Below are 11,366 nucleotides of genomic sequence, written 5' to 3' on the forward strand. Positions count from 1 at the left end.
GGGTGACGTTTGCGTTCCAACCGAAGCTATCGACCGTTTTCTCGTCGCAGGTAGACCCGTGGTATGACAGTCGATCGCACTGCGGTGTGAGATCTTCTGTTCCGGGCACACCCGCCGAGCGCCGCGCGGGTGTCCGTGGTCGATGAATACGCGCCGGGCGTGCGGCTCGACGCGCGCCGACCATCGCAGCCGGCCGAGCCGGTCCCCCGATCAGATGGGAATGGTCGCGTCACCGGATTGGTCACCCGGCGACCCCGGGTCGGCAACACCGGTGCTCCCCTCCGCCGACCGGGGCGGTTCGATACCGGGCGGACGTCGGAAACCGGCGAAATTGCCGAGTTCGCCTGCGCCGTCGGCCATCACCTCCGCGATCGGCGTCAACTGCCCCTTGATGATGACATCCACGATGCCCCCTTCCGGATTGCCTTCCTCGGGTTGCACGCGTACCACGGCCGATCCGTTGTCGAAGGTGATGAGGTCACCGCTGGTCAGGTCACTCGGGGCGACCGTTTCCAATGCCCGCTCGTCGAGCCACTCGGAGTCCGTACCGGCGTAGGCTGCCTTCCCATCGGTACCATCCTTGTTGTTGTACGCCGCTTCGTAAGCCTCGGTGACGCTCGGCCACACCCACTCGGTGACGCGGTCCCCCTTCTCATGGGTGTACTGGATACGTCCGTCCTCGTCTCGCGCCTTTTCGCCGGCCGGAGCCACCGTCCGCGGTGCGTTCGTGTCATCCTGCGGTCCGGGATCCGCCGTCGCTGTCGCCTCACCCGGCAATTGCTGGACCGCAGGCGTGGCGACCGCCCGTTGAGCGGGCTGCGAGGCCGCCGGTGGACCTCCCCGTGGCTGACCGGAATCGTGATACCGGTCGCGATCGAGTTCCCGGTCCGCCTCCGAACCGGTATCACCGAAGCCGGGATCCTGCAGATTCGACAGCATCGAGTGCATCAGCAGACTGGAAGGATCGAATTGTGGCCCCCCGCCGAGCGGAGCCGCCGCAGCGAGCCGGTCCGGCCCGATGCTGTTCTGGGCCGGTACGTTGTCCTGCGCGCGGGAGATCTCGGCTACGGAGTCGTCCGACGGGTCGCCGCGGGAACCGAGGTCCGAGACGAGGCCTGTGTCGGAGCCGAGGCCGGGATCGGCACCGGTAGAACCTGTGGCTGCCACATCCGCAGGAGTCGAACCCGCCGCGGCACCCCACGAAAGGGAATCCGACACGGGCGCTTGGAAACCCGTATTCGCGGCAGCAACTTGCGTACCTGCGGCCGGGGCCGCAGCAGCAACTTGCGAACCCGAACGCTCCGAGCCCGAACCCTTCGAACCCGTATCCTTCGAACCCGGGTCCTCCGGGGCCGAACCCTCTTCCTTCGAACCTGAATCCTTCGAACCCGCACCGTTCGAGCCCGTATCCTTCGAACCCGGGTCCTCCGAGGCCGAACCCTCCTCCATCGAACTCGAATCCTCCGAACTCGCGTTCGAGTCCGAGTCCGAGTCCGAGTAAGCGTCGATGGCGTACAGGCCGGCGCCCACTGCGACTGCGCCGACAGCAACGGCACCAACAGTCTTGGCGGTCCGGCCGGCACCCGAACCATTGCCGGCTCCCGACCCTGAGCCAGCCCCCGCACCCGCACCCGAACCAGCCCCCGCACCCGAACCAGCCCCCGCACCCGAACCAGCCCCCGCACCCGAACCAGCCCCCGCACCCGAACCAGCCCCCGCACCCGAACCAGCCCCCGCACCCGAACCAGCCCCCGCACCCGAACCACTGCCACGGGCAGGCTCATCGCGGCGCCGACCGGCATCCGGATCCGCACCACCACGCCCACCAGCAGCCGGCTCGCCCCCACGCCGACCGACATCCGGATCCGCACGATTGCGGTCAGGGAGGCCCGGCTCCTGCATGGCCACTTGTCGCTCCGACTCCCTATCCCGGCGTGCCTGTTCCGCCTCCTCCCTGGCCAGACGTTCCCGCTCCAGGCGTGCCTGTTCCCTCGCCTCCCGATCCAGGCGTTGCTGCCGCTCTTCCTCGAGGCGTGCCTGTTCCCTCGCCTCTCTCTCCACGCGTTCCCGCTCCTCCGCGTGCGCATGGGTGTGCGCCGTTTCCCGTGCCGTGTCCAGGCGTGTCTGCTCTCTCGTCACGTCGCGCTCCAGCCCCTGGATCTCTCGCGCCACCCTTTGCTGTTCGTTCGTCAGCTGTTCCGCCATCCAGTGCGCGTTGTTGCGCGCCCCGGCCAGATCCGGCAGCACCCTTGCTTGCTGGTCGCTGTATCGGCCTTCCAAAGGCTGCCATCGCGGCTGGGCTCTCACACCGCTCCCGTCGGCAACGGCCGGGGTGGTGTCATTCCACTCCCTTTGCTGTTGTCTGCGCAGCTCATCCCGTCGTGCCCGGAGTTCGTCCCGTTGTGCCCTCAGCTCCTCCAGGCCTTGTCTTCTTTCGTGCACCCTGTTCTGCGCGACTCGCAATTCCGCGATATCGCGCTCGCTGTGGTTCGGCACCCAGTCCCGGTCAGCGATGAGCCTGTTCATCGCGGCCGTGAGCGCCGAGCATTCCCGCTCGACTCGCGCCAGCTTCGCCCTGAGCCCCCGCGCCTCCGGGAAATCACTCAGCCGCTGCGCGAGCGTCCACCGTTGCCGCTCCAGCTCTCGCAGCGAATCCCGAATCCTCAACTCGTCGTGCAGGTCGGCGAACGGCGTTGACACCGAATTCGCGTCGGCCAGGTCCGGACGTCGACCGAGTGCTGCTCGAACCTGCGCTGCGTCGTCGGCGTTTTCCAATCGTGAGATACGCCTGTCCAACAGGCCGCGCCAAGGGCGTGTCAGCCCCTCCGCCAGATCGCTGGTCACAACAGTCAGCCGTACCGGCAGTTGTGCCAACCTGCTTCCTATCGACACAGGCTGCCCACCGATCCAGCAGACCTCGCTTCCGGCAGCGTGGTTCGGCGGCGTATCCGCTCACGCGATCTACGCGATGCCCCGCCGTGGTCCACACCGATTTCGTCCGATCCGGCAGCTGGACTCGGGATCGAACAGCGATCGTCCGAAATACGGTTCATATCAACACTTCCTGTACTGATATCGCTGTTCTCTGGTCGTGCCGGAACCTGTCAGGTGCCGAGAGTACCGACGTGCTCGACAACGGGGATGCCATACGGCGCAATCGCACACCACCTGTAGTGTCGACCGATACAGCTTTCCCCTGGTTGTCGACCGAACAACGCTAGCCGAATCGCGGCCCGCTCCTCAACAATGGGAATGTGAAGCCGGGTTGACCTGCCCTGCGACCGGTCCCTGAGCGACCAGTCCGTTCGATCCGGCCGCGTACCTGTGCCATGCTGGGATACGGACGAAAGGGATCGACCGTGGTCATGGGAATGGTGTTGGGCAATAGCCGCTTCCGCGCTTCGACGTGGGAGCGATCCGGCCTGTCGACTTGCTGATCAGCGGCTGATCCCTGCCGTACTCCCACGTCGAAGCGTTGCCGCCCGCAGGCACCTTCGCATCCCCAGGAGTACATCATGTCCACGATCACTTGGACCGAGCACGGATCGTCCTTCACCGCCCGGTGGCATTCCGAGAATTCCACACCCGCACCCGAACACGTCGTTGCAGTGGACGATCGGGTCACCGCGAAGACCGCGTACGGTCTGGCGAGATCAGGTACGGGTCTGCTCTGGCGAGGCGATTTCCACAATGCCCGCCGCCTCATGCGGGCCGTGGATCGCCGCCGGCAACGCATTCCTCGTTCCACGTCTTCGGGAAGCGACCCGGCCGCTCTCTTCTACGGGCACCGCGCCGAACGAGCCGAACGAGCCGGACTGCTCGGCAGGCTGTTGGTGGTGCTGGAACACGACCACTCGCTGCTGTTACGGCGCGCACCGGACGTACGGCCGGCTTGCGACCACGCGTACGGTGGCGCCCCGGGTGACCCGGTGAGCAGCGAGCGGATCTGTGTGGCGCTGTCCGAACTCCTCGGCGTCCTCAGCGCCCACCAATGGCATCGCCGGGGTGTCGACATTCCCGCGCTCGGCGCGCGCATCCACCCGGACTACGGCGTCTTCTCGCCGGTTCGCGGCGAGTACATCGATCTGGTCGACCGCGCGGCGTTCCCGGCGGGAGCCGCACAGCCGCTGGTGTTCGACATCGGGACCGGCACCGGGGTGCTCGCCGCCGTCCTCGCCCGCCGGGGCGCCCGGGTGGTGGCCACCGATATCAATCCCCGCGCGGTGACCTGCGCACGCGCGAACATGCGCCGGCTCGGCCTCACCGACCGCGTGCGGATCGCCGAGGCCGATCTGTGGCCGAGCGGGCGAGCCGATCTGATCGTGTGCAACCCACCCTGGCTCCCCGCGGAGCCGACCTCCGCCCTGGAGCTGGGCATCTACGATCGCGGATCCGATATGCTCCATCGCTTCCTGGAGGGCCTCCCGGCCCATCTGACCCGGACCGGCGAGGCGTGGCTCGTCCTGTCGGATCTCGCCGAGCGGCTCGGACTACGGACGCGCGAGGAGCTTCTCGCCCGCATCGCGGCCGCCGGGCTTCGGGTGGCGGGCCGCCACGACATCGCGCCGCGGCATCCCCGGGCCTCGGATACCACCGACCCGCTGCACGAGGCGCGGCGGTCCGAGGTCACGTCGCTGTGGCGGCTGGTGCAGAAATTCCGAACCCCGCCGCCGGCCCATGGCTCCTACCTGCACACTGAGTGCGGAGCTGTGCGGGATTCCGGTCACCGCGCACTCCGTGTACAGGTGAACGAGAGGGATCACTTATGTCCGAAACCATGACCTCGGGTCCGGCCGTCCCCGACGGCCGGCCACCGACCACCGAATCGACGTCGCCGGCGGCGACGCGCCGCGCGGTCTGGAACACATTGCGCGGATCGTCGGGCAATCTCGTCGAGTGGTACGACGTCTACGTCTACACGGTGTTCGCCTCGTACTTCGAGAGCCACTTCTTCGATTCCGCGGACAAGAACTCCACCGTCTACGTGTACGCGATCTTCGCCGTCACCTTCCTCATGCGTCCGGTCGGCTCGTGGTTCTTCGGCCGCTACGCCGACCGGCGCGGCCGGCGTGCGGCGCTCACCTTCAGTATCTCGCTGATGGCGGCGTGTTCGCTGGTGATCGCGCTCGTGCCGGGACGCGAGACGATCGGCGTGGGCGCGGCCGTGATCCTGATCCTGTGCCGGCTGGTGCAGGGGTTCGCGACCGGCGGCGAGTACGGTGCGTCGGCCACCTATATGTCCGAGGCGGCCACCCGGGAACGCCGCGGCTTCTTCTCGTCGTTCCAGTACGTCACCCTCATCGGTGGTCATGTGCTCGCCCAGCTCACCCTGCTGGTGCTCCAGGTGTTCCTGGACAAAGCGGAGATCTCCGATTACGGGTGGCGTATCGCCTTCTTCATCGGCGGTGTGGCCGCGGTCGTGGTGTTCTGGTTGCGCCGGAGCATGGACGAATCGCTGACCACCGAACAGCTCGACGCGGTCCGGCGCGGTGAGGATTCCGAATCGGGCTCCCTGCGCGTACTGCTGGCCGAGTACTGGCGGCCGCTGCTGGTGTGCTTCCTGGTCACCATGGGTGGCACCCTCGCGTTCTACACCTACAGCGTGAACGCCCCGGCCATGGTCAAGACGGCCTTCGAAGGTCAGGGCATGACCGCCACCTGGATCAACCTCACCGGGCTGGTCTTCCTCATGCTGTTGCAACCGGTCGGCGGGCTGATCAGCGACAAGGTGGGCCGCAAACCCGTCCTGGTGTTCTTCGGTATCGGCGGCGTCCTTTACACCTGGTTCCTCATCACCTTCCTCCAGGACGCCACCTCGGTGGCGGCCACACTGGTGGTGACCTGTGTCGGCTATGTGCTGCTCACCGGCTACACGTCGATCAATGCCATTGTCAAAGCCGAATTGTTCCCCTCGCATATCCGGGCCCTGGGTGTCGGTGTCGGATACGCCCTGGCCAATTCGGTGTTCGGCGGTACCGCCCCGATGATCTACCAGGCCGCGAAGAACGGCGGGCAGGTGCCGTGGTTCATCGGGTACGTGACGGTCGTCATCGGGATCTCGCTGGTCGTCTATCTCTTCGTACTGAAGAACAAGACCGAGACCGCGCTGGACAGAGAACAAGGGCGCGCATTTCGGTAATCCCGCCACACCCGCGCACGAGGCGCGCACGCCGGTGGTAATCCGCCTCGGCCGCGTAACCGAGCGGCTCCCGTCGTCGACGGGGGCCGCTCGGGGTACCGGCGCGCGAGCGGTCACCCGGCCCGGTTCTTCCTGTTCAGAGAGGCAGTCCGTTCTCGAGGAACTCCAGTGCCTCGTCGACGACGGCGTAGATGTCCTCATTGTTGTCGATCGCGCGCAGGTAGGCCATCACTGCTACCCCGGCTATCGCTCCGGTCCAGTACCGGATGCGCGGATCGTCCGGTTCCCGGCCGGTCCGCCGGGCGACGGCTTCGATGAACGGCGGCAGATCCGTCTCCACCTTGTGCGCCACGGCGGCACGCAGTTCGGGCACGGTGGCGATGAGTCTCATCCGAGTGGTCTCCACCGCGGCCAGGTCTACCTGTGCGCCGGCGAGTACCGCGAGCAGCGCGTTGCGCGCGGCCTCGAGTGGCGACAGATCGGCGGGCTCGGCGAGGAACTTCTCCAGGAAGAGGGGGTCCACGCGGTCGAAGAGCACCGTATCCGGTTTGGTGGGGAAATAGCGGAACAGCGTGCTCGGCGAGACCTCGGCGGCCGCGGCCACCTCCTCGAGCGTGGTGTTGGCGTACCCCTTCTCCCGGTAGAGGCGCAGTGCGTGATCCTGGATGGCTTCACGCGTCCGCTTCTTCTTGAGTTCTCGCAGCCCGCCGGTACTCATGGCTTCATCCTGCCGAACCTTCCGCCGGCACAACAACGCGGTGGTGCGCGTCGGCGTGGTCGGGCACCACCGCTACGCGCAGCTTCTCCCCTTCGACGTCCGGATTCGGCAGTATCCGGTCCAGCCACGCCGGCAACCACCAGGCCTTGTCCCCGGCGAGCGCGAGAACCGCCGGCACGATGGTCATCCGCACCACGAAGGCGTCGACCGCGACCGCCGCCGCCAGTGCCACGCCGATCTGCACGATATCGCTCGCCTCACCGGTGGCGAACCCGGCGAACACACTCACCATGATGATCGCCGCCGCGGATACCACGCGCGCGCCGTGGCCGAAACCGGCACGGATCGACGAGGTCGCCGAGGCGCCGTGGACGTACTCCTCGCGCATCCGGGTCACCAGGAACACCTCGTAGTCCATGGCCAGCCCGAATACGACGCCGATGATGAAGATCGGCAGCATGCTCACCACGACGTCGGTATCGCGGATGCCCAGCCATTCCAGATGACCCCACTGGAAGGTAGCCACCAGGACCCCGAAGGTCGCCGCCACGGTGAGCAGGAAACCCATCGTGGCCTTCAGCGGTACGACGATCGAGCGGAAAACCGTCATCAGCAGCAGGAACGAGAGACCGACCACCACCAGCAGGTAGATCCACAGAGCGTCCGCCATCCGGTCGCTGAAGTCGATGATGACGGCGGCCGTTCCGGTGACCGCGATCCGGGCGCCGAACGCGGCGACGCTGTCGGCGACACCGCCGCGCAGCCGCTGAACCAGTTGTTCGGTCTGCTCGCTGTCGGGACCGCTGCGCGGGACGACTCCGATGATGACCGTGTCGCCGGCCGGGTTGAATTCCGGCGGTGCGGCCATGGCGACCCCTTCGGTTCCGGCCAGGGCCGCGTGCACCCGTCGCGCGGCGTCCTCGGGCTGCGGCACGCCGGTGAGATCGGCGACCACCAGCAGCGGGCCGTTGAATCCCGGGCCGAACCCTTCCGCCACCGCGTCGTAGGCCTGCCGCTGCGTCGAATGCTCGGGGTAGGTCCCCTGGTCCGGAACGCCGAGGCGCAGGTCCAGCGCTGGAAGAGTGAGGACACCGAGTCCGAGAAGCGCGACGATCAGTGTGGTCACCGGCCGCCGGGTGGTCAGCGTCGCCCAGCGCTGCGCGAGTGTCCGCCGGCCGGTCGCGGCGGGCGGGGCACCGTCGCTCGATTGCCGGCGCCGGCCGCGCGGCAGTACCCGCCGCCCGGCGAACCCGAGCAGCGCCGGCAGCAGAGTGAGGGCCACCAGCACCGCGACGACCACGGTCACCGCGGCGGCGACCCCCATTTCGGTGAGCAGTCCGATACCCACGACGCCGAGCCCGAGGAGCGCGATCACCACGGTCAGGCCGGCGAAGAGAACGGCGGATCCGGCGGTGCCCACCGCCCGGCCGATCGCCTCCGCGGGGTCGGCGTCCCGGGTCAGCTCATGGGTGTAGCGGGAGACGATGAACAGCGCGTAGTCGATGCCGACGGCGAGACCGAGCATGAGCGCGAGGATCGGGGTCGTGACGCCGAGGTCGAGAAAGGCGGTGGCCGCGAGGATTCCCAGCAGGCCTACCGCCACACCGGTGAGCCCGGTGACCAGCGACATCCCCGCGGCGGCCAGCGATCCCAGGGTCAGCACGAGAACCACCGCGGCGATGAGCAACCCGATGAGCTCCTTGCTCACATCCGGCATCAACTCCATCACATCGCCGCCCACCGCGACCCGCAGGTCGGCCGAACCACTCCGTTCGACCAGCTCCATGAGCTCCTGACGGCTCGAATCACGCACTGCCTCGAAGGACACCGCATAGGTCACCTCGGCGACGGCGATCCGCCGATCCGCCGAGATCAGACCGCTGTCGAACGGGGACCGCACCGCCGCCACCTCGGCGGCCCCGGCGGCGGCGTGGACCACCTCGGTGATCTGCCGGCGCGAGGCGGGATCGGTCACCGTGCCGTTCTCGGCGACGAAGACGATCTGGGCGGACCCACCGTCCAGTGGAACCTCGGCGAAACGCTCCGCCAGCAGATCGAGAGCTTCCTGGGATTGCGTGCCGGGCAGGCTGAAGGATGTCGCGGACGGGGAGGCCAGGGTGGCGGCCCCCACCCCCAGGACGGCCACGAGTAGCACCCAGAACAGGAGCACGAGTCGTCGAGCGCGAAAACTGAACCGCCCGATCCGATACAGCAGGGTCGACATGACAGCCTCTCAAAAGTGATAGATACTTTCTTTTGAGAGTAACTATCACTTTCTGATGAGGCAACGCCGCTCCGGGCCGAACCCGCCGTCCGGCCTCCCGCGGCCTTCACTCCCGGTGAGAGCGCCGTGCGCGAGGCCGGGCGTGTACTCGACGCACTCGACAAGGCCCGGATTCATCGCAACGGAGCCGTCCGGTTGGAAGGACAGGTGCTCGATGAAGCGGTCGCCGTCGCGGCCCGCGCGTTCTCGCGCAGGTGAGTGAGCTTCGGCCGGACGGTCCCCACCTCTGGTAGGACTCCCGGACACACCCCGGCGACGGCGGCGATTTCTCGTCGCCGGGGTCGGCTCGCACCCGGCGACGGCCGCACGGGATTCGCCATACGGAGCGGTACATCGAAGGCCGCCGACCTGGTCCGCGAGGACGTGCACGATGTCGGGGTGGACAGCCACCAGGTGGCCCGGATCGACAGTGATGGTCCTACACAGCGCCGACCGGCCGACGAGAACAGACCACCTTCGAAGCACCCGGTCGAGCGTGTGCTACCTCACCTATGGGGCGCGGCGGCCGGTTCTGTGGCATGCTCGAAGGCGAGTACGGGTTGTTGCAGTGATCGCTCGGCTCACAACAGGAAGTAAAACAAAAGTATGTCGCAAGGCAGTGTGAAGTGGTTCAACGGCGAAAAGGGCTTCGGGTTCATCGCGCAAGACGGTGGCGGGCCTGACGTTTTCGTCCACTACTCCGCAATTTCCGGCTCCGGCTTCAAGTCCCTCGACGAGGGACAGCGTGTCGAGTTCGAGATCGAGCAGGGCCAGAAGGGCCCGCAGGCTCAGAGCGTCCGCGCCATCTAGGAGCCGACAAACACAGAAACCCGCGCCACGGCGCGGGTTTCTTGCTTTCCGGGCACCCACACCGAAGCCGACCGCGGCGAACCGAGCCCGGACCGCGACTGCGACCGGATGGTTTCCGCCGGTCGATGCCGATCTCGAGACAACGCCGGCAGCGCACCGAGGTACGCCGCCCGGTAAACGGGTGCGCCGGTATCCGATCCAGCGACAACCGGCCCCTGTGGCCGGGCGTCTTCGCCGGCCGGGACGGCGACCGTGCGAATGTGGTCAATCCTCTTCGGTGAGCTTGGCGTTGAGTTCGCGGGCCTCGGCGAGCTGGTCTTCGAGGGTGATGATCCGGCACGCCGCTTCCAGGGGCGTGCCCTGGTCGATGAGTTCGCGGGCGCGGGCTGCGATGCGCAGCTGGTAGCGGGAGTAACGGCGATGCCCGCCCGCGGAGCGTTGCGGGGTGATCAGTTTCGCCTCGTCCAGGCTGCGCAGGAATGCTTGGGTGGTGCCGAGCAGGTCCGCCGCCCGGCCCATGGTGTAGGCGGGATAGTCGTCGTCGTCGAATTTCTCGTCAGCGGTGGGGGGTTCAGAAATTGTGCGATCTCCAGACGCCGAATGGCCCCGGCGCCAGCGGCGCCGGGGCACTGAAAGGGGGAATTACTTCGTCTTCCGACATGTAACCGATACGTCGGCGATCACCCGGACCACAGATCCTCATGGGTGACCCGATGGGTGACCCGACGGGCAACGCCTCCCTTCTCCTCATTTTCTCTTTCCGGGCAACTTCATCGTGCTGCCCGGCGGGCGGTAGGACCGTCGTACTTCCCGGTCCCTTGGCCGCGCCCGCCGGTCTTACCTCACGGGCAGTTCCATTACCTCCCGTGCCGTTCGGACACTTCCTTCGCTACCAACGACAAACAAGTTACCCCACATACTCATGAATGTCTACTATGGCCGCTGCAGATTTTCTGAATAGTCGAACGCGCCCGACCCGCCGCACATGGTCGTTGCCGAGCATCCGGTCGGAGTCCGGCGGGTTGCACCGGTCCCTTGATGGAATCTGCCAGGCAGTCACCCCACCCAGAGCTGGTTGGAGGCTCCGCCACTGCCCTCACGGCCGACACCGACGCGCCGACCGGATGCTCCATCGCCACGCCGCCGCACCCTCCCGCATCAAGTGCTGCGACGACAGGGTGAACTCGAACCCATCCTCGGCCCATATCAGGACAACGGACAAGATGTCCTTTTCGGGGCCCACCGTTGCCGATCATCCGATGCGCACTCGGCAGCGCACCCCACGACGTGTGCCGGGCAGGTGGGCGCGGTTCGGACTCCTACGATGCGGGATCGGTGGCCGCATCCCACAGGCGCGGGCATAGCGTAGGTCACCGCGCAGCTCCTCTCGGGTGGGTTGTTCGGGTCGGAGGGCGGAAGCCGATCCGGCCGGGAGC

8 protein-coding genes are annotated in these 11,366 nt (G+C 67.2%); 4 read left to right on the plus strand and 4 right to left on the minus strand.

Features of this window, described 5'->3' with window-relative positions:
- Nucleotides 1–210: 210 nt before the first annotated feature.
- Complete coding sequence (locus NS4_RS32300; RefSeq protein ID WP_157106128.1) at nt 211–2,844, minus strand: coiled-coil domain-containing protein; 2,634 nt, start codon at nt 2,842–2,844, stop codon at nt 211–213.
- Between the two features lie 671 nt (nt 2,845–3,515).
- Here NS4_RS32300 and NS4_RS19330 point away from each other — a divergent pair.
- Both NS4_RS19330 and NS4_RS19335 read left to right on the plus strand, forming a co-directional pair.
- Nucleotides 3,516–4,781 carry a methyltransferase gene (locus NS4_RS19330; protein ID WP_084487507.1) on the plus strand — a complete coding sequence of 422 codons (1,266 nt, stop codon included), beginning with the start codon at nt 3,516–3,518 and terminating at the stop codon, nt 4,779–4,781.
- Entirely contained in the window at nt 4,778–6,139 is a 1,362-nt protein-coding gene (locus tag NS4_RS19335) for an MFS transporter (RefSeq protein ID WP_157106136.1), read from the plus strand. Before NS4_RS19330 ends, NS4_RS19335 begins: the two co-directional genes overlap by 4 nt.
- Before the next feature lie 136 nt (nt 6,140–6,275).
- On the opposite strand, the gene NS4_RS19340 is transcribed toward NS4_RS19335, so the two are convergent.
- Both NS4_RS19340 and NS4_RS19345 read right to left on the minus strand, forming a co-directional pair.
- The gene (locus NS4_RS19340) at nt 6,276–6,857 is read right to left on the minus strand and encodes a TetR/AcrR family transcriptional regulator (RefSeq protein WP_063060935.1); all 582 of its coding nucleotides are present in this window, start codon (nt 6,855–6,857) and stop codon (nt 6,276–6,278) included.
- A 4-nt stretch (nt 6,858–6,861) separates the two neighbouring features.
- Nucleotides 6,862–9,081 (minus strand): MMPL family transporter, encoded by a 2,220-nt coding sequence (locus NS4_RS19345; protein ID WP_063060936.1) that lies wholly within the window; start codon nt 9,079–9,081, stop codon nt 6,862–6,864.
- A gap of 126 nt (nt 9,082–9,207) precedes the next feature.
- Here NS4_RS19345 and NS4_RS33675 point away from each other — a divergent pair, with 126 nt between their 5' ends.
- Nucleotides 9,208–9,339 (plus strand): hypothetical protein, encoded by a 132-nt coding sequence (locus NS4_RS33675; protein WP_281219837.1) that lies wholly within the window; start codon nt 9,208–9,210, stop codon nt 9,337–9,339.
- Between the two features lie 387 nt (nt 9,340–9,726).
- Nucleotides 9,727–9,930 (plus strand): cold-shock protein, encoded by a 204-nt coding sequence (locus NS4_RS19350; protein ID WP_039825274.1) that lies wholly within the window; start codon nt 9,727–9,729, stop codon nt 9,928–9,930.
- 264 nt (nt 9,931–10,194) lie between these two features.
- Here NS4_RS19350 and NS4_RS19355 read toward each other — a convergent pair whose 3' ends face one another.
- The gene (locus NS4_RS19355; protein WP_084487508.1) at nt 10,195–10,449 is read right to left on the minus strand and encodes a MerR family transcriptional regulator; all 255 of its coding nucleotides are present in this window, start codon (nt 10,447–10,449) and stop codon (nt 10,195–10,197) included.
- Between the last annotated feature and the right edge of the window lie 917 nt (nt 10,450–11,366).

Source organism: Nocardia sienata NBRC 100364, from assembly GCF_001613205.1.
Classification (GTDB): domain Bacteria; phylum Actinomycetota; class Actinomycetes; order Mycobacteriales; family Mycobacteriaceae; genus Nocardia; species Nocardia sienata.